The sequence below is a fragment of the Auritidibacter ignavus genome, from assembly GCF_029853775.1.
GTDB lineage: Bacteria > Actinomycetota > Actinomycetes > Actinomycetales > Micrococcaceae > Auritidibacter > Auritidibacter ignavus.
On record NZ_CP122564.1, the window covers coordinates 1,110,920 to 1,130,678 of the forward strand.

The 19,759-nt window shown below is 58.4% G+C and carries 16 protein-coding genes; 3 read left to right on the forward strand and 13 right to left on the reverse strand.

Features of this window, described 5'->3' with window-relative positions; genetic code table 11:
* Positions 1–3: 3 nt before the first annotated feature.
* From sucD to pcrA, 3 genes are all read right to left on the reverse strand, one after another.
* Complete coding sequence (gene sucD, locus QDX22_RS05050) at positions 4–921, reverse strand: succinate--CoA ligase subunit alpha (protein WP_122549290.1); 918 nt, start codon at positions 919–921, stop codon at positions 4–6.
* A gap of 22 nt (positions 922–943) precedes the next feature.
* Positions 944–2,113, reverse strand: coding sequence for an ADP-forming succinate--CoA ligase subunit beta (sucC, locus tag QDX22_RS05055; protein WP_110101367.1), 1,170 nt, complete (start codon positions 2,111–2,113; stop codon positions 944–946).
* A 231-nt stretch (positions 2,114–2,344) separates the two neighbouring features.
* Positions 2,345–4,801 (reverse strand): DNA helicase PcrA, encoded by a 2,457-nt coding sequence (pcrA, locus tag QDX22_RS05060; RefSeq protein ID WP_122549289.1) that lies wholly within the window; start codon positions 4,799–4,801, stop codon positions 2,345–2,347.
* A gap of 328 nt (positions 4,802–5,129) precedes the next feature.
* Between pcrA and QDX22_RS05065 the strand changes: the two genes are divergently transcribed.
* Positions 5,130–6,329, forward strand: a complete 1,200-nt coding sequence (locus QDX22_RS05065) for an IS110 family RNA-guided transposase (RefSeq protein ID WP_279717641.1) — start codon at positions 5,130–5,132, stop codon at positions 6,327–6,329.
* On the opposite strand, the gene QDX22_RS05070 is transcribed toward QDX22_RS05065, so the two are convergent.
* The 3 genes from QDX22_RS05070 to QDX22_RS05080 all read right to left on the reverse strand — a co-directional run bounded on the left by QDX22_RS05070 (position 6,312) and on the right by QDX22_RS05080 (position 9,167).
* Positions 6,312–6,683, reverse strand: coding sequence for an AMP-binding enzyme (locus QDX22_RS05070; protein ID WP_341849187.1), 372 nt, complete (start codon positions 6,681–6,683; stop codon positions 6,312–6,314). The two genes, QDX22_RS05065 and QDX22_RS05070, sit on opposite strands and share 18 nt — an antisense overlap.
* 81 nt (positions 6,684–6,764) lie before the next feature.
* Positions 6,765–7,907 carry an AMP-binding protein gene (locus QDX22_RS05075; protein WP_341849188.1) on the reverse strand — a complete coding sequence of 381 codons (1,143 nt, stop codon included), beginning with the start codon at positions 7,905–7,907 and terminating at the stop codon, positions 6,765–6,767.
* A 66-nt stretch (positions 7,908–7,973) separates the two neighbouring features.
* Complete coding sequence (locus tag QDX22_RS05080; protein WP_243857808.1) at positions 7,974–9,167, reverse strand: acyl-CoA dehydrogenase family protein; 1,194 nt, start codon at positions 9,165–9,167, stop codon at positions 7,974–7,976.
* Between the two features lie 116 nt (positions 9,168–9,283).
* Here QDX22_RS05080 and QDX22_RS05085 point away from each other — a divergent pair, with 116 nt between their 5' ends.
* Positions 9,284–11,056, forward strand: a complete 1,773-nt coding sequence (locus QDX22_RS05085; RefSeq protein WP_122548851.1) for an AMP-binding protein — start codon at positions 9,284–9,286, stop codon at positions 11,054–11,056.
* A 91-nt stretch (positions 11,057–11,147) separates the two neighbouring features.
* On the opposite strand, the gene QDX22_RS05090 is transcribed toward QDX22_RS05085, so the two are convergent.
* The 7 genes from QDX22_RS05090 to QDX22_RS05120 form a co-directional block, all read right to left on the reverse strand.
* Positions 11,148–11,933 carry an enoyl-CoA hydratase-related protein gene (locus tag QDX22_RS05090; RefSeq protein ID WP_122548852.1) on the reverse strand — a complete coding sequence of 262 codons (786 nt, stop codon included), beginning with the start codon at positions 11,931–11,933 and terminating at the stop codon, positions 11,148–11,150.
* A gap of 66 nt (positions 11,934–11,999) precedes the next feature.
* Positions 12,000–12,884, reverse strand: a complete 885-nt coding sequence (gene mmsB / locus QDX22_RS05095) for a 3-hydroxyisobutyrate dehydrogenase (protein ID WP_122548853.1) — start codon at positions 12,882–12,884, stop codon at positions 12,000–12,002.
* 5 nt (positions 12,885–12,889) lie between these two features.
* A complete protein-coding gene (locus QDX22_RS05100; RefSeq protein ID WP_122548854.1) occupies positions 12,890–13,966 on the reverse strand; it encodes an enoyl-CoA hydratase/isomerase family protein in 1,077 nt (358 codons plus the stop codon).
* 26 nt (positions 13,967–13,992) lie between these two features.
* Complete coding sequence (locus tag QDX22_RS05105; RefSeq protein ID WP_122548855.1) at positions 13,993–15,492, reverse strand: CoA-acylating methylmalonate-semialdehyde dehydrogenase; 1,500 nt, start codon at positions 15,490–15,492, stop codon at positions 13,993–13,995.
* Between the two features lie 134 nt (positions 15,493–15,626).
* Positions 15,627–16,982 carry a YibE/F family protein gene (locus QDX22_RS05110; protein WP_122548856.1) on the reverse strand — a complete coding sequence of 452 codons (1,356 nt, stop codon included), beginning with the start codon at positions 16,980–16,982 and terminating at the stop codon, positions 15,627–15,629.
* Complete coding sequence (locus QDX22_RS05115; RefSeq protein ID WP_122548857.1) at positions 16,975–17,916, reverse strand: GNAT family N-acetyltransferase; 942 nt, start codon at positions 17,914–17,916, stop codon at positions 16,975–16,977. The genes QDX22_RS05110 and QDX22_RS05115 overlap by 8 nt, the downstream gene beginning before the upstream one ends.
* Positions 17,917–19,299, reverse strand: coding sequence for a glycine--tRNA ligase (locus tag QDX22_RS05120; protein WP_122548858.1), 1,383 nt, complete (start codon positions 19,297–19,299; stop codon positions 17,917–17,919). It abuts the gene before it with no gap.
* A gap of 196 nt (positions 19,300–19,495) precedes the next feature.
* Here QDX22_RS05120 and QDX22_RS05125 point away from each other — a divergent pair, with 196 nt between their 5' ends.
* Entirely contained in the window at positions 19,496–19,756 is a 261-nt protein-coding gene (locus QDX22_RS05125) for an RNA-binding S4 domain-containing protein (protein ID WP_110098767.1), read from the forward strand.
* Positions 19,757–19,759: the final 3 nt, after the last annotated feature.

The window sequence follows — 19,759 nt, forward strand, 5'->3', positions numbered from 1 at the left end:
CACTTAGCCGTTGTTAAGAATCTCGCGCATCAGCTCCGCGGTTTCGGTCGGAGTCTTACCGACCTTGACGCCGGCTGCTTCGAGAGCTTCCTTCTTCGCTGTCGCGGTTCCGGAGGAGCCGGAGACAATCGCGCCGGCATGGCCCATGGTCTTACCCTCGGGCGCGGTGAAACCGGCCACATAGCCGACAACGGGCTTGGTGACGTTTGCCTTGATGTACTCGGCGGCACGTTCCTCGGCGTCACCACCAATTTCACCGATCATCACGATGGCCTTGGTGTCGGGGTCATTTTCGAAGGCCTCCAGCGCATCGATGTGGGTGGTGCCGATCACCGGGTCACCACCGATACCGATACCGGTGGAGATACCGAAGTCCGAGAGTTCGAACATCATCTGGTAGGTCAAGGTTCCGGACTTGGAGACCAGACCGATCGGACCGGAACCAGTGACCGAGTTCGGGGTAATACCCGCCAGGGATTCGCCGGGGGTAATAATACCCGGGCAGTTCGGGCCGATGATGCGTGTCTTGGCCTGACCCTGCTCGTCAGTTATCGACTGAGACAGTGCGAAGAACTCGGCGGTGTCCTGAACCGGGATGCCCTCCGTGATGACCACCAGCAACGGAATTTCAGCCTTGATGGCCTCGATCGCGGCGTCCTTCGCGAACTTCGGAGGCACGAACATCACCGACGCATTGGCACCGGTTTCGGTCATGGCTTCTTCGACGGAACCAAAGACCGGTAGTTCAACGGTGTTACCGTCTTTGTCCTCATGAGTCACGGTGGTGCCAGCCTTGCGAGCGTTGACACCGCCGACAATATTAGTACCGGCCTTGAGCATTAGCGCGGTGTGCTTGGTACCTTCACCACCGGTAATACCCTGGACGATGACCTTGGAGTCTTTATTGAGATAAATCGACATTGTTGTTCAATCCGTCCTTAACTTACTTGGCGGCGTGGGCCAGCTCAGCGGCCTGGTCAGCACCGGCGTCCATGGTCTTGGCAATGTGCACCAGCGGGTGGTTGGCATCGGCCAGGATCTGGCGGCCGGCTTCCACGTTGTTGCCGTCCAGACGCACGACCAGCGGCTTAGTAGCTTTGTCACCCAGGATGTCTAGGGCCTGAACAATACCGTTGGCCACGGCATCGCAGGAGGTAATACCACCGAAGACGTTGACGAACACGGACTTGACCTGATCGTCGTTGAGGATCACATCCAGACCATCGGCCATCACCTGCGCCGAGGCGCCGCCACCGATGTCCAGGAAGTTGGCGGGCTTGACGTTGCCGTGGTTCTCACCGGCGTAAGCAACCACGTCGAGGGTGGACATCACCAAACCGGCCCCGTTGCCGATAATGCCCACATCACCGTCAAGCTTGACGTAGTTCAGTCCCTTAGCCTTGGCCTTGGCCTCCAACGGATTCTCGGTGCGCTCATCGACCAGCTTGGTGTGGTCTTCGTGGCGGAAATCCGCGTTGTCGTCCAGAGTGACCTTGCCGTCCAGGGCCAAGATGGTGCCGTCACCGGTCTTGACCAGCGGATTGACCTCAACCAGGGTGGCGTCTTCTTCGTCGAAAACCTCCCAGAGCTTGACCAGTACCTCGGCCACAGCATCAACCTGCTCAGCGGGGAATTTCGCCTGAGTGGCGATGTCCTTGGCCACCTCGAAGGTGATTCCCTCCAGAGCGGAGACCGGAACGCGTGCCAGATCGTCGGGACGTTCAGCGGCCAGTTGCTCAATTTCCACGCCACCTTCGACGGAGCACATGGCCAAGTAGGTGCGGTTTGCGCGGTCCAGCAACACCGAGAAGTAGTATTCTTCAGCGATATCTGCACCGGCAGCGATCATCACGCGGTGGACAGTGTGGCCCTTGATGTCCATGCCCAGAATCTGCTGGGCGTATTCGTAGGCCTCGTCCGGGGTCTTGGCGACTTTGACGCCACCGGCCTTACCACGCCCACCGACTTTGACCTGGGCTTTGACGGCGGTCACGCCACCGAGTTTTTCAGCGGCTGCTTTGGCATCTTGTGGGGTTTCGGCCACGATTCCGGCGAGCACGGGAACACCGTGTGCTTCGAAGAGATCGCGCGCCTGGTATTCGTACAGGTCCACGGGTTGGAGTCCTTTAACGTCGACAATAGTTCGATTTTTCGAGTCTCACCGGCGATGTTTGCGCGGTAGCACTCGACGACCCGCCACTGCGGGCTCCAGTAAATAACCTTAGTGCACTGCCTGGGGTTTTGTAGACAGTTGAAAACTAGCCACTGACCCAGAAATGACGGGCTTTTGTGCCCACCAGGACCGTCAGCACATCCCCGGGCCGGTACAGGTCAAAGGCGTGCATTAGAAGGAGATTTTTTCGACTGGGGCGTAGCGTAGCAACAGCCGTTTCTCCGAACCGGAGAACGCCACCGTGGCAACGGTCTTGTCTCCACTGCCAGAGATGGCTGTGACCACCCCAGTACCGAAGCTTTTGTGTTTGACGTGGTCGCCGGGGCTGAGGCTGATGACCTCGTGGTCGGGCACCACTCGGGTCGGTTTTTCGCCTCGAACCACCTCGGCGCGTTCTTGCGCCTCGGTGATCCCGGTAGCCCCAGCTCGGGACCCAGAACTCTGGCCGGGCTTGCCGTAGTGGCTGCGTGAGGTTGAAGCGCCCCAATGGGAGCCAGTGAACCGTTTTGGATACCGAGATCCGGGGGCGCCAAATCCTAGCCCCGCACCGATATCGTTCCAGGACCCACGCGTGTCGACGCCGTTCAAGCGCCCTTCTCGTTCCCATTCGATGAGGGCGTCGGGAATCTCGGTGAGGAATTGGCTGGGCGGGTTGAACTGATGCTGACCCCATAGCGAACGGGATTCGGACCGGGACAGGTACAGTCGCTTTTCGGCCCGGGTCAGCCCCACATAGGCCAGTCGGCGCTCTTCGGCCAGCTCTTGAGTGTCCCCCATCGACCGGGCGTGTGGGAAGACGCCGTGTTCCATTCCGGTCAAAAATACCACCGGGAACTCCAAACCTTTAGCGGTATGCAAGGTCATCAAGGTTACTTGGCCCCACTGCTCAGCCAAGTCCTGACCCTCAGTGTCGGTTTCGACAGGGGTGGGCAGTTGATCGGTATCGGCCACCAGGGCGACTTGTTCCAAGAACTGGCTCAGATCTCCGTCGGGGTGAGTTTTCTCGAAGTCCCGCACCACCGCCACCAACTCTCCGAGGTTATCGGCCCGGGATTCGTCCTGCAGGTCTTCTGAGGAGCGTAGCGCGTGTAACATCCCAGTTTGTTCCAATACAGCTTCGAGCACCCTGGCCGGGGATTCGGTCGTGGCCAGCTGTTGCAGGTCGTCCAATAACTGGGCAAACTCCTGGACTTTCTTCACGGCTCGAGACCCAATCCCGGGTGCTTGATCGGCGCGGTGGAGTGCGTCAAAGAAACTGATGCGTTCTCGGTCTTGTAGTACCGCCAAGGCCGCTTCGGAGCGGTCACCAATACCGCGTTTGGGCTCGTTGAGAATCCGGCGAAGGTTCACGTCGTCATCGGGATTATCGATCACGCGCAAATACGCCAGGGCATCTTTGATTTCTTTGCGATCATAGAATCGGGTTCCTCCGATCACCCGGTAAGGGATCCCCGCGGAGATGAGGCGTTCTTCCAGCGCACGGGACTGGGCGTTCGTGCGGTAGAAGACCGCTATGTCTTCGGGGATCGCCTCATCATTGTCGATCAGCTCATCGATCTTATCGGCCACCCAGCCGGCTTCATCCGATTCGTTCTCGCCCGCGTAACCGATCAGTGCTGCCCCGGTCCCAGCATCGGTCCACAACCGTTTGGCCTCTCGGGAGGGATTATGCGAGATCACCGCGTTAGCGGCGTCGAGAATGTTCTGGGTGGAACGGTAGTTCTGCTCCAGATTGATCACGGTGGCATCAGGGTAATCCCGCTCAAACTCGATAATGTTGCTGATATCGGCACCGCGGAAGGCATAAATCGACTGGTCGGAGTCCCCGACGACAGTCAGTTGCCCCCCACTGGTCTCACACCCGGAGGGGTCTCCGGGTTCCCCGGTGAGCAATCGGACCAGCTGATACTGGGCATGGTTGGTGTCTTGGTACTCATCGACCAGCACGTAACGGAACCGGCGACGGTAGTTATCGAGCACAGCGGGGAAAGCGCGGAACATATTGACAGTGGTGGAGATCAGGTCGTCGAAATCCATCGCATTCGCCTGACGCAAGCGCGCGGTGTATTCGGTGTAGACCTCGGCCACCGCCTGCTGGAAAGGGTCCCCGCTGTTGTTCGAGGCGAACTCGTCGGCATCCACCAAATCATTCTTCAGCGAGGAAATCTTGTGCTGAATCGATTTAGGTTTCACCCGTTTGGGATCCAGGTCCGCCACCTTGACAAGCTGGCTTATCAACCGCAAGGAATCAGCAGCATCATAGATGGAGAAATTGGATTTCAATCCCACGGTGCTAGCTTCAGCTCTTAGGATGCGTAGCGCTGAGGAGTGAAAGGTCGAGATCCGCATTTTTTGGGCATCAGGACCGATCAGCCCTTCGATGCGTTCGCGCATTTCTCGGGCGGCCTTATTGGTGAAGGTAATGGCCAAGAACTCCCAGGGACGAGCTTCCCCGGTGGCCAGTAAATGAGCAATGCGGTGGGTGAGCACCTTGGTTTTACCCGAGCCTGCTCCGGCGACGATCAGCAACGGTCCCCCGCGGTGAGCGACTGCGGCCTGCTGTTGGTCGTTCAGGTCAGCGATCAGCGTGTCAGGATCCGAAGACGAGGGGGTGATCATCGATGCCATAGTCCCCCAGTCTAGTCAGCTCCACTGACACAGCAGACTAGGATGGGTGGGCGTGGGGATAACACTTATCACCGTGCACCCCCGTTACCTTTTAGGTGTCACTGTTTTCCGGCAGGATATGCAGTGTAGGGAGCCGGCTGGTTCCGGCATGATGTTTGCCCCCAGTTGACCATAATCCGGGGGGTGTTGTCACCGGAACCGGTCTGGTTCGTTCGGATCGCTAATAGAAGCACGCTCTTGGAACTTGCGGGCCCTTGTAACGTGGTTGTGAGCGGACGGGCCATCGGTGACCTGGTCTTTTAGTGGAACGAGTCAAAGAAGGTACCCGATGGAACCTCAAGTGTTTCTTGGAATCGACGTCGGCAAGTCCGACCATCATGCCACCGCTGTCAACCACGATGGCAAGGTTGTATATGACAAGCCATTGCCGCAATCTGAACCAAAGATTCAGGAGCTGTTGAAAGATCTTGCGGCCAAATACGGTGAGCTGTTGGTTGTGGTAGATCAGCCCAAAACCATCGGCGCGTTAGTGATCGCGGTTGCCCAACAACTCGGGATCCAAGTCGCCTACCTACCAGGATTGACGATGCGCCGGGTGGCCGATTTACATCCGGGCCAGGCTAAAACGGATGCCCGAGATGCCTACATAATTGCTGAAACAGCGCGCACCATGCCCCACACATTGCGCGGCATCACCGTGGCTGAGGAGCGGATTGCAGAACTATCGATGCTGTGTGGTTTTGATGACGATCTCGCCGCGCAACTGACCCAAGTCCGCAACCGGCTGCGAGGATTATTGACCCAGATTCACCCAACGCTGGAACGGGTGCTTGGACCCAGGCTGGCCCACCCGGCCGTGGTAGATTTGCTGGGTAGGTATCCAACTCCGGCCGCTTTGCAGCGCGCCGGGCGAGGACATGTCAGAACCCGGTTAAAGAAATTAGCGCCCCGAATGGCGGCGCGACTCACCGACGAGATCTTTGCCGCGCTAGCTGAACAAACCACCATCGTGACTGGCACGCACGCTGCTGAACACATCGTCGGGCGGTTGGCGGCTCAACTTCAACAGCTGACCCAACAACGAACAGATATCGAAACAGAGATCTTGAAAGTCGTTGATGCGCACCCTCTTACCGAAGTCCTGACCTCCATGCCAGGCATCGGGGTCAGGACAGCCGCACGCATCCTCACCGAAGTCGTCGGCAAAGACTTCAAATCCGCAGCACACCTAGCTTCATATGCTGGCATCGCACCCGTGACCCGCCAATCCGGCACCTCCATTCGTGGAGAATCCCCATCTCGGCGCGGCAACAAAGTCCTCAAACGAGTGCTGTTCTTGTCTGCCTTTGCTTCGATTAAAGGCGACCCCGCCTCGCGGGCCTACTACGACAAGAAACGCGCCGAAGGGAAACGTCACAACCAAGCCGTCATCGCCCTAGCCCGTCGAAGAACTGACGTCCTGTTCGCGATGCTCAGAGACGGTACCTTCTACGAATCTCGACCAGCCCAACTAGCCCCAGCAGCTTGACGAAAACGATAGAAGCACCCCCCGGAGCTGACGCTTGAGAATTTTGCCGGACTGATTCCGGGGTAGCTCGTCAACGAACTCGTAACTCTTAGGAATTTTGAACCCGGCCAAGATGGGACGCAGGAACTCTTTGAGCTCGTCAGCGTCGAGCTGCTGATCGGGCTTGAGCACCACATAGGCGGTAATGGATTCGATCCATTTCTCATCGGGGCGTCCAATGACCGCAACTTCCGCAACGGCGTCGTGACGGTAGATGGCATCTTCGACCTCGCGAGAGGCAACCAGAATACCGCCGGTGTTAATGACATCTTTAATCCGGTCGACCACCTCAATGTAGCCGTCTTCATCGAGCACGACCTGATCTCCGGAGTGGAACCAGCCATCGGCGAAGCTTTCGGCAGTAGCCTCATCTCGGTTCCAGTAGCCCCGACACAGTTACGGCGAACGATACTGAATCTCCCCCGGGGTTCCTTCAGGGACCGGCTGTCCTTCTGGGTCCACCACCCGGATTTGCACCGTGGGTAACGGTAGACCCGCGGATTTCGGCCGTTCATCATGGTCTTCTGGACGCAAGACAGAAACGAGCGGCCCCATTTCAGATTGACCGAAGCAGTTGTAGAACCCGATTTTCGGATAAGCCTCCCGCAGTCTTTGGAGCACCGTGACCGGCATGATAGAGGCTCCGTAGTAGGCGTGCGTCAGCGAGGAGAGATCCCGGTGTTCCAGCTCTGGATGCTGCGACAACGGCACCCAAACGGTCGGGGCTAAAAACAAGCTGGTGGCCCGGTCTTCTTCCACCTTCGCCAAGATCTCTGAGATATCCGGAACGGTTAGGAGTCGAACGGTTACCCCCATCAGCAGATAAGGGGTCAAAAACACGTGGAGCCCGGCCGAGTGATAAAGCGGCATACACACCACAGGACGATCCTGGGGCGTAAAGTCCAGAGCCTGTTGCACCGCACCATAGTGGGTCATCAACGATTCGTGCGTGTGAATCGCACCCTTCGGGCGCGAGGTGGTTCCGGAAGTATAGAGCAGTTGCACTACGTCACTAGATTGTGCCTGACTATCCGGTGTCTCACCAGAGGTGTAGGCCTGGCGTTGCTCAGGATCCTCGAGAATCAACTGCACCCGAGCCAGTAGCGAGTCCATGTCCCCGTGGAGCAAGGTCACCTGTTGCACGGCCGTATCACCACGAACTTCCTCGACTTTGTCATATTGGTCTGGATCACAAAAGACATAGGTGGACCCGGAGTCAATCAACGCATGTACCAACTCTTCACCGGTGAGGGCGAAGTTAATGGGCACGTGAACTGCAGCGGCCCGTAAAGACCCAAAGAATGCCAACACAAAGGCATCGGAGTTCTTGGCATAGGAAGCCACGCGGTCACCCGGTTTCACCCCGGCTTCGATCAGCAGACGAGCGGTGATGGTGGCCGCATCGTCTAGATCTCGATAACTAAATTCGCGTTGCAGATATTTCAGAGCTGGCTTATCGGGCGATCCGACAGCTACCCGGTGCAAAGCTTGCCCAATGGTGTTCAAGCGGGCACGTTGAATCATTTCACTGGTTTTCATGGGGCCCTTTTTATGAGGTTCTTTGGGATACTATGTGAGAGAAAACACGGTGTGACACGGCCGACTCTACACGAAAGCAGAGTGCCCCGTCACCGCCCTAGACACAATCAGCGAGTTGATCTCATAGGTGCCTTCATAGGTGTGTATCACCTCGGCATCACAGAAGATCTTGGCTGCTTCATAGGTCGATAGGATCCCGTTACCACCCAGCGCGTTGCGCGCAATCGCCGCCGATTCTCGCAACAGCCGAGACCCGGTCGCCTTACCCATGGCGGCATGGACCATTTCGATCTGGTTGGTTTCTTGCAAGCGAGCAATATTCATCATCATGCCCAGACATGCATGGGCATTGGAGATCAGGTCTGCAAGACCTTGCTGGATGAGCTGGAACTTCACCAACCGACGACCGAATTGTTGTCGATTCAGCGCATAGTTTCGCATCACATCAAAGGCACCCAGCTGGGCGCCGACGGCTTGCCAGCCGACCCAGACCCGGGAATTGCGCAACATTTCGTTCGCGGAGTCAAAGCCGACCACTCCGGGGAGCATGTCATCGCTGGAAACCAAGACGTTATCGAGGGTGATGTCCGCGTTTTGCATCACGCGCAGACCGATCTTATGCCCAATCTTTGCGGCCGAAAACCCTGGGGTCGATGAGTCAATCAGGAAAGCCTTCACCGAACCATCAGCGGCATCCTTGGCCCAGGCCAAGAGAAAATCACAGAAAGTCCCGGCGCCGATCCAGCGCTTGGCACCATTAATAACCCATCCACCCTCAACCGGGGTGGCAGTGGTTTCCAAACCCCCGGCGATGTCGGACCCGTGATCCGGCTCGGTCATTCCAAACGACCCGACCGCCTCAAAACGGGTGAGTTTTGGTAGCCACCGCTGTCGTTGAGCCTCAGACCCCAATTGGTTGACCATACCGACAATGAGCTCATTATGAATACCCACCAACGCCCCGAGCGAGACATCGACACGACTCACTTCGGAGTAGACGAGCCCACGGTAGAGCCAGGACCGGTCCTGTAAAGCCACATCGGCGAGCCCAACCTCAGCCATCCCCGGAAGCAACTCAAAAGGAAACTCTTCACGGTTCCAGTAGTCGACAATCACCGGGCGAACCACGTCCTGCATGTAGGATCGCACGGCACGCAAAGCTTGACGTTCATCAGCCGTCAGCAACGATGCAACATCGAGCAGATCCGCATCAGGGAAAGGGAGACGAAGCTCAGGGTCGCAGTCCACGGTCGAAGTCATTGACATCCTCTCTCGAAACTATAAAGTGAGCTGTATCACTCCAGTTGGAACTATACACTTGTACAGCCTGTGATTCCATCCCCCTGTTTCCATCCTTGGCAAGGAGAACAATCCTCATGTCAGCTACCGAGACATTTCGCGCAGCCCGCGATCAACTTCTTAGCTACCGCACCGATATCCAGAGCGCCCGAGAGAACTTCAGGTGGCCAGAGTTTGAGCACTTCAATTTCGCCCTAGACTGGGTCGACCACGTGGCCTATGAGACCGAACGCGGGGATCACAACGCGTTAGTCATCGTTGAAGAGGATGGTTCCTCGACGCGACTGACATATCGAGAACTGGCCGACCGCTCCTCGCAGGTTGCCAATTGGTTGCGTTCTCTGGGTGTACAGCGTGGCGATGGCGTGATGGTGATGCTCAATAACCAGGTGGAGCTGTGGGAAACGATGCTGGCTGGCATCAAATTGGGGGCGGTGCTGTTACCAACCACGGTGATGCTCTCGCCCCATGATCTACAGGAGCGCATTGATCGTTCCGAGGCTCGCTGGGTTGTGGTCAACCCAGATAACGCAGAGAAGTTCGAGGCCGTCACCGGTGAGATGACGGTCATCACCACCGGAACCACGAGGTCGGACACCGAAGCGCAGAATGTGGCCCACCCCCGGTTCAGCTACGTTGCCTCGTTCGATGCGGACATCGCCTTTACACCGGATCAACCAACTCCTGCTGATGACACGGTCCTGTTGTATTTCACCTCCGGGACCACATCACGGGCCAAAATGGTGGCTCATTCCCATCTCTCGTACCCGGTTGGGCATTTCACCACGGTATATTGGATCGGTTTAGAACCCGGAGATGTTCACCTCAATGTCGCGTCGCCAGGGTGGGCAAAACACGCCTGGTCGAATTTCTTTGCCCCGTTGATCGCTGAAGCGACGATCTTCCTCTACAACTATTCACGCTTCGATGCCGAAAAATTGATGCAGGTTATGGATGACGAAGGGGTGACGAGTTTCTGCGCTCCGCCGACGGTTTGGCGGATGCTGATTCAGGCGGATTTGACCAAACTGAAGAATCCACCCGACAAAGTTGTTGCTGCCGGTGAACCGTTGAACCCCCGGGTGATCAATAAAGTCCGCGAAGACTGGAATCGAGACATTCGCGACGGGTTCGGACAGACCGAGTCCACGTTGCAGATCGCTAATACTCCCGGCCAGGAGCTCAAGCCCGGTTCCGTAGGCCGGCCCCTCCCCGGCTTTGAGGTGGTCCTGATCGATCCGGCCACCGATGAGCTCATCGAAGGGGCAGGAGAGGGCGAGGTATGCCTGGTTGCCGACCCTCAGCCGGTAGGGCTGATGAAGGGCTACTATAAGGACCCGGAGAAGAACGACAAAGCGTTCCGCGGTGGCTACTACCACACCGGTGACATCATGGAGCGAGATGAGCAGGGAATCTTCACCTATATTGGTCGAGCCGATGACGTGTTTAAAGCTTCTGACTATAAGCTCTCCCCCTTCGAATTGGAATCGGCAGTGATTGAGCATCCGGCAGTGGCCGAGGTGGCGGTGGTCCCATCCCCAGATCCGATTCGACTCTCGGTGCCGAAAGCCTATGTGGTGTTGGCCGCCGGGCACGAGCCGACTGCTGAGACCGCGGCATCGATTTTCGCTCACACTTCCACGGTGTTGCCTCCGTATGCCAAGATTCGCCGGCTGGAATTCGCCGAGTTGCCCAAGACGGTTTCGGGCAAAATCCGCCGTGTTGAATTGCGTGCAAAAGAGCGGGAATTCCACGGTGAGGAAGGCGAACTCACGGATCAAGCTCGTGCCACGCGCACCAGCACCGAAGGGTACAACCACGAGTTTTCCGACACGGATGTCACCGCGTAACTGACCGATTTCCCGGACTTCAGCCCTCAGCACAGCAGGATCCGCCGGCTGGTAGGACACCAACCGGCGGATCCTGTATGTGTGGGGATTTTTAGTGATCTGTGAATTCAGGTTTGCGCTTTTCGTTAAAGGCGGCCATGCCCTCTTTCTGGTCCTGCAGGGAGAACAGGCTATGGAAGGTCCGGCGTTCAAAGAGCACACCTTGTTGCAAGGTGGTCTCAAAGGCAGCAGACACCGCGTCCTTGGCGACCAGAACCACCGGACGCGATTTCGAGGCGATGGTTCCGGCCACCTCGATCGCGGTGTCAAAAACCTTTTCATCCTCGTCGACTAGTCGTGAAACGAGACCGGCGCGTTCTGCTTCGTCGGCTGGCATCATCCGACCGGTCAGCACCATGTCCATGGCCTTGGCTTTTCCGACCGCTCGGGTGAGTCGTTGGGAACCACCCATCCCGGGGATGACACCGAGGTTGATTTCAGGCTGACCAAATTTGGTGGAGGGACCGGCGATGAGAATATCGCACATCATGGCTAGCTCGCAGCCACCACCGAGCGCATACCCGTTGACCGCAGCAATGGTAGGGATCCGTAGATTCGCAAAGGCGTCCCAATCGGCAAACCAGTCGTTGCGCGCCATCTCTACTGCGGTTTTGGTCGACATTTCTTTAATGTCAGCACCAGCAGCGAAGGCTTTCTCGTTGCCCGTAATGACGACAGCCATGATCTGGGGGTCTTTTTCCCAACCTGTGACGGTGTCCACCACCGCGGTCATGACCTCGGCATTCAGTGCATTCAGGGCCTGAGGACGGTTGAGCCGGATCATTCCGATCCGGTCTTGGACTTCGGTCAGAATAATCTCTTCGCTGGACTCAGTCATCGTCTCGTCATCTACCTTTCAGTGGTGGGTCTCGTTGTTTTGTGCTTTCTCGTCGTCATCACGAGGTCAACTCTGGCGAATAGTTTTAATGATCGCTGAGAAGTCCTGTCCTGAGTAGGCACCACCATCTAGCTCGTTGAACTGACGGTATGCCTCGTAGGCTGCTTCCCCGAACGAAGCCGAGGTCCCGGTGGTTTCAATCGCCGCATGCGCCAACCCGAGATCCTTGGCCATCAGCGCGGTTGCAAACCCCGGGGCGTAGCCCCGATCGGCCGGGGCCGTCCCCACCGGGCCGGGCACCGGGCAGTTGGTGGTCACGGCCCAACATTGTGCCGCCGAAGTCGACAGCACATCGTACAGTGCCTGGTCGCTGAGCCCCAGATTCTGTCCCAGCGCGAAGGCCTCACTGGCGCCAATGGTGGTCACCGCCAACAGCATGTTGTTACAGACTTTTGCCGCTTGTCCAGCACCGGAGTTACCGCAGTGCACAATCTTGCGTCCCATGGCCTGGAAAAGCGGTTCGGCCGTGGCAAACGCTTCGGCATCGCCACCCACCATGAAAGTCAAGGTTCCTGCCTCAGCACCGGACATGCCGCCCGAGACCGGAGCATCCAGTGGGCGGTGGCCTGCCTGACGAGCCTGTTCTGCAGCCTGACGGGCTTCATCGACGCTGATAGTCGACGAGTCAATAAACAGCGTGTTCTCCGGCGCGGCAGCTAGTAAGCCTTGATAGGCATCCAACACCTGTTGCCCGTTTTGGAACATGGTGATCACCACCTCGGCGTCGCGCACCGCGGCCTCTCCTGACTCGGCCGGGGCAATCCCCGCCTCGGCGGCACGCTCCACGGCAGCGGGAACCACGTCGAAACCGGTCACCTGGTAGCCGGCCTCCAGCAGGTTGCGGGCCATATGGGCCCCCATATTTCCTAATCCCAAAAACGCGATGTTCATCAGGTTCATCCTTCGTTGAGTTCTAGATCTGCTACCCCATCGACAGGGTCAAAGAAGCTGTTGACCAGCTGTTGGCTGACCTGCGAGAGCTCAGCCGGTTTCCACCGCGGGTTGCGGTCTTTATCCACCAGTTGAGCGCGAATACCCTCGCGCAAGTCGTGGCCATAGGCAGCATTCATGGTGGTCCGCAAATCTTGAGCCAGGGTTTCACCAATGGTCTGGTCTCCGGCCCGTTTGACGGCTTCTAAAGCCACTTTCATCCCGGTCGGTGAATTACGCTGTAGTGCTCGGAGCGCCTTTCCGGCCGGGTGGTCGGGGTGGTTTTCCACCAAGCCACTCACATTGCTCAGCATCTGTTCCACGGTGTCTGCGTCGTAGACTCGGTCGATCCATTCCGCCTGGGCGGCCAGCTCTGACTGGCCCGGCTCAGCCTGAAACTGCCGGATGGTCGGGTCCAGTTGGTCTGCGGTGCTGATCTGAGACACCGCGTCCAAAAGTTCCTCGATGGACTCGTCGTTGACGAAATAATCAGCCATTCCGATATGTAGGACATCGGCAGCTGAAATGTGTGCACCGGTCAGTGCCAGGTGGCGTCCCAGCAGTCCAGGCGCCTGGGCTAGGTAGTTGACTCCAGCCACATCGGGGCTGAAACCGATCCCGGTTTCTGGCATACCCAGCCGGGTCGTCTCGGTCACGATCCGGTGGGAGCTGGGGCCGGCCAGGCCCACTCCCCCACCGAGCACCACACCGTTCATCACGGCCAGCACCGGCTTAGGGTAGACCGAAATGGCGTGGTCGAGCTGGTACTCCGCAATGAAGAACGGCGAGGCATCACGCGGATCATCGACGACCTGGTGGTACAGCGCCACCACGTCCCCGCCGGCACAGAAACCGCGATCGCCGGCGCCGCGCAACGCGACTGAGACCACCGCAGAGTTCTCGCGGAACTGCTGCAGTGTCGCGGTGATGGTGCGGACCATCTCCAGTGACAGCGAGTTCATCGCCTGGGGCTTATTCAAGGTGATGATGCCCAGTGATCCACGGACCTCTGCTATGACGTGTTCGGAATGGTTCTCGGTCATCTTCGTGATCCTTTCGTGGTGGGGTGTTAGTTGCCGGTGGGCATCACGAAGCTGGCGCCGTCTTTGATACCGGATGGCCACCGTTGGGTGACGGTCTTGGTGCGGGTATAGAACCGGAACGCATCGGGACCGTGCTGATTGAGATCCCCGAAGCCCGAGGCTTTCCAGCCGCCGAAGGTGTAATAGGCGATCGGAACCGGGATGGGCACGTTAATACCGACCATGCCCACCTCAATCCCAGCGGCGAATTCCCGAGCAGCGTCACCGTCGCGAGTAAAGATCGCCACACCGTTGCCCATCTCGTGGCCGTGGATGATCTCCACCGCTGCGTCATAGTCGGCGGCCGGGACAATGGACAGCACCGGACCGAAGATCTCATCGGCGTGCAGTGAGGACCCGGGAGTGACGTGGTCGAAAATGGTGGCACCGATATAGAAGCCATTGGGATAATCGGCGACCTTGGGATGGCGGCCATCCAGGATGAGCTCGGCACCCTCATCCACACCGCGGGCGATGGCTGCTTCAATGCGTTCTTTGGCTTCCGGGGAGACGACCGGACCGAAATCGGAGTCCTGAGCCAGCGAGTGTCCCACGGTGAGTCGCTGGGCGCGTTCCAGGACCTTATCGCGAATGATCTGATGTGTCTCAACGCCGACCGGCACCGCCACGGAGATGGCCATACACCGCTCACCGGCCGAACCAAAAGCCGCCCCAATCAGTGCATCGGCGGCCTGGTCCATATCGGCATCGGGCATAATCACCATGTGGTTTTTCGCCCCACCGAAGCACTGGGCGCGCTTGCCCTTCGCGGCAGCGTGGGAATAGATCGAGGCAGCAATCGGGGTGGACCCCACAAAGCCCACGGCCTTGATGTCTGGGTGGTCCAGGATCTCATCCACGGCGGTTTTATCGCCATTAACGACCTGCAGGATGCCATCGGGCAGCCCAGCCTCGGTGAACAGCTCCGCCAGCCGCAGGGGCACCGAAGGGTCTCGTTCGGAGGGCTTGAGGATGAAGGCATTACCGGAGGCAATCGCGCCGGCGGCCTTCCACAACGGGATCATGGCCGGGAAGTTGAACGGGGTAATGCCGGCGACCACGCCCAACGGCTGGCGCATGGAGTAGACATCGATGCCGGTGCCGACTCCGGTCGAGTACTCGCCTTTCAGCAGATGCGGGGCTGCAGTGGCGAATTCCATCACGTCCAGCCCACGTTGCAAATCTCCCTTGGCATCGTCAAAAATCTTGCCATGTTCCAGCGAGAGCAATTCAGCCAGCTCGTCTTCGTGCTGGTATGCGACATCCACGAATCGCGAAATGATCCGAGCTCGTTTCTGGGCGTTGGTGGCTGCCCACGCGGGCTGGGCTCGTTTGGCCTGGGCGATTGCCTCCCGAACCTCGTCGACACTGGCCAGCGGGACCTGAGCTTGAACTTCTCCCGTGGAGGGGTTGTAGACGTCACTGAAGGCACCGGATGACCCCGGTACCCGTGCACCATTGAGGTAGTGACTAAGTTGCTGAACCATGATCGAGACCTCTTTCTCCCGTCGTGCTACCGATTCATGCCACACACCTGCAAACTGTACGAGCGTACAGGACAGGGTTCATCTCTGAATCTAGCACGAGTTGTGCCCCGGATCACACTACCACGGGCTGGAGGTTAAGAGTCACTGCTGACGGCCCTGGCCACCACAACGGCAATGGCGGTGGTGGCCGGGATGGCCAAGACCAGTCCGATCGATCCCACCAAGATCCGGACGACTTCTTCGGCCAGTTCGGAGGAGACCAGGATGGTGCCCAGTCCGGTTTCGTACATGGAGATCACCATCATGACCGGTAACGCTGATCCGGCATAGGCAAAGGCGATGGTATAGACCGTAGAGGCAATGTGGTCCCGGCCGATGCGCATGCCGGCGCTAAAGAGCTCCCTGGCGCTGGCCTGCGGGTTGGCGGCTTGCAGTTCCCAGACTGCTGAGGATTGGGTGATGGTCACGTCGTTGAGCACTCCCAGCCCGGCGATAAGTAGTCCGCAGAGCACAATGCCGGAGAGCCGAATATCGGGCACGACCGAGGAGAGCACGAAGGATTCTTCTTCACCCATCCCGGTCAGATAGGCGGCATCGGTGCTCCAAATGGCCAATCCTGCGGTCAAGCCCAGGCCTAAGAGGGTGCCGAGCAAGGCGGTGGTGGTCCGTAGAGAGAAACCGTGGGCGAAGTAGAGCACAGCGACCATGATCAAACAGCACCCGACGAGTCCAATCCACAGTGGTGGGCCGCCTTCGAGCAGTGCCGGGATCATGAAAAAGAAGATCACCGCGAAGGAGGCGACGAGTCCGATGATCGCGCGCACCCCGCGCCACCGGGCCACCAGCACGACCACCAGCGCGTAGAGGCCGGCCAGTAGCACGATCGGTACGGTGCGCTCGAAGTCGACGAAATCGGCCACCGAGGTGTCAAATCCCGACGAGGCGTTGGGGCGCAGGATTTTCAGTCGGTCTCCCACCTCAATGCTGGCCGAAGCCGAGACCTGGGGCGGGATCTCCACTTCGACTCGTTCACTGCCACCTCCATCGGGATTGACCCAAGCGGTGTGGCAGTCTGGGCTAGCCCCGGTCTCGGAATCGGGCAGGGTCATGGGAGCCCCGGTGGTTGATTCCATCACCTGGTTTTGGTCTTGACAGCTTCGTTCCGCCGTTTCGATGACGGTGGCCGGTGTGATGGTGAAGTTCTCGGTCGTGCCGTAGGGGTCGTCGAGGGTCAGTTCCCGGTAGCTGCCGGAGGGCCACAACAGCACCATGCCGATGATCAGCACCAAGGTCAACGGGGCCAGGATTCCGGTCAGCCACCCGATGACACGGCGCTTTTTGCGACTGGAGGTGCCAGCCACCAGTCCATCGGCGCTGGGCCCGGCCGGTAGGCCGTGGCCGTGCCCGGCGTGCGGGGTCCCAGTCTCCGTCTCGTTGCGGGGGTGCCCAGCAGTGGTTGCTCGATGTGAACGGCGACGGTGATCAGCCATCCGTGGCCCACAGGTGATGAGTTGCTTCCACGGTGGCATAGCCGGAGTCAATCAACTCGTCGATGACCGGGTTGAGCGCGGTGAGTGACTCATCGGTTTCGAGCTGAATCGGGTATGTTCCGGTGAGCATGGCGAGTAAGTTTCTCACGGCGGTGTGCGGGTCGGGAGCCTCCGGGTTCCATCCCATGAGCACCTCGGCCGGTTGCCGTTCATCGTGCTCGGCTCCGTCCGGTCTTTCCACCAGGTAAGAGATCGCGAATGCCTGAATGGTACCCGAGTGCGCTTTGGGGCGGTCTCGGACTACCACAGCGCCGGTCGCTGCAGTTTCAGGTGCCAGGAAAAGCTGTTGAGCCTTGGTCAGGCTGATTTCGCTGGGATCCCAGCTAGCATGCACGGCATTGTAGAAGGTCGCGACCGTTTGAGAGAGCTCAACGGAACCGGTGCCGAGTTCTTCTAACACTGGGGCACCGTCCTCACCATTCTCGCTGAAGGTGGGAGTTTGTAGTCCACCGGGTCCAATCAGCACCCTGCGAGCGGTGTTGATGCGGGAGAACCCGTGCCGGGTTAAAAAGGATTCGGTGGCGGTATCACCGGCCACCGACCGGGCCTTGAGCTCGCTACCTGCCGGGATGTTCTCACCCAACCGTTCCAAGAGCAGGCCGGCAAATCCTTGACGACGCTCGAGCGGAGCAGTTTCGAGGTATACCCAGTGCCGTTGGGGGTGGATGGGTTGCTCTCGCACACCACCGGCAGCGATGGCAATACCGTCGCGTTCAGCGACCAAAGTGATGCCGAAGGGCTCGGTGGTGGCCCTGGCAAGAATGAGTCGGTCGGCAGCTTGCTGGGGCGAGGCGACGTCGGCGAAAACTTCGAGAAGCTTCAGGTCGTCGCCTTCTGCCCAAGGCCGGATGTGAATATCGTCGCCTGGTGTCATTTAGATACCCAAATTGGTGCTGAGGTAGTTCTCCACCTGGTCAAGGCTCACACGTTCTTGGTTCATCGAGTCACGTTCACGGATCGTCACGGCCTGGTCTTCGAGCGTGTCAAAGTCGACGGTGATGCAGTACGGGGTACCAACTTCGTCCTGACGACGGTAGCGACGCCCGATCGCCCCGGACTCGTCGTAATCGACATTCCAGCGTTTCCGCAGGGTGTCGGCCAGCTGGCTAGCCGGGACCTGTAGCTCGGATTTCTTCGACAGCGGGAGCACGGCGGCTTTAATCGGTGCCAATCGGGGGTCCAGGCCCAGTACGGTGCGCACATCAACCCCACCCTTCGTGTTGGGGGCTTCGTCTTCGCGGTAGGAATCCACTAAGAAGGCCATCAGCGAGCGTGTGAGACCGAAGGAGGGTTCAATCACATAGGGTGTGTACCGCTCGTTGGTGCCCTGGTCGAAGTACTGCATCTTGGTACCGGAATACTCGGTGTGTTGCGACAGGTCATAGTTGGTCCGGTTCGCAATACCCATCAGTTCGCCCCACTCAGAACCCTGGAAACCGAAACGATACTCCAAGTCGATGGTGCCGTCCGAGTAGTGTGCCCGGTCTTCGGCAGGAACATCGAACTTACGCAGGTTGTCGGAGTTGACGCCGAGATCAACGAACCAGTTGAAGCAGTCATCAACCCACCGGTCAAAGTGTTCGCCAGCCTCGTCGGGATGGACGAAATATTCAATTTCCATCTGTTCGAATTCGCGGGTGCGGAAGATGAAGTTACCCGGAGTGATCTCGTTACGGAAGGCTTTACCAATCTGGCCGATACCAAACGGTGGTTTCTTCCGGGAGGCATTGAGCACGTTCAGGAAATTCACGAAGATGCCCTGGGCAGTCTCCGGGCGCATGTAGTGCAGGCCTTCCTCATTATCAACCGGCCCCAGATAGGTTTTGACCAGTCCGGAGAACAACTGAGGTTCGGTCCACTGGCCACGAGTCCCACAGTCGGGGCAGACGATTTCTGCCATGGATTCTGCAACACGGTTATGCTTGGCTTCGAAAGCTTCCTCGAGGTGGTCTTGGCGTTGCCGGCGGTGACAGCTCGTGCATTCCACCAGCGGGTCCGTGAAGGTCTCGACGTGGCCGGAGGCCTCCCAGACCTGACGGGGCAAAATAATGGACGAGTCCAGTCCGACCATATCGCCACGCCCACGAACAAAGGTCTGCCACCACTGATTCTTAATGTTCTCTTTCAGCTCGACGCCCAGTGGTCCATAGTCCCAGGCTGAACGCGAGCCACCGTAAATTTCACCGGCTTGGAACACGAATCCACGCCGTTTGGCGAGATTAATAACCTGGTCCAGAGGAGATGACGGGGCAGCCATGAAGCTTCACTTTCTGCGCGGGCTCGCGCGGGACAAAGGTGGTATGAGTGTCTTGATATCGTGGAGGCTCACTCTGTTCGATGGTGCGTAAGCGAGCCTAACGGTGACTAGTCTACGGGCAGTTTGAGTCACGGGCACGGATGCGACACCCAGATCAGGCACTGACAACATCGTTGGCGGGTGTGAGAATGGCATCATGGGTATTTCTGCTTCTGAGCCACCTGACGTCACAGCACTATTGATCAACGATGACATGATCCGTTTAGGCCAGGCCCTCAAATTGGGAAACCTCGTCGAAGACGGAGTGGAGGCCCGTGAGATTATCCAGGATGGCCTTATTGTGGTCAACGGTGAGGTCGAAACTCGCCGTGGTCGACAATTGCACCCCGGGGACGTAATTGCTATCCCGAGCGCAGGCATTGCTGTCACTATCGAACGAGAATCACCCGGGGTCTAGTCT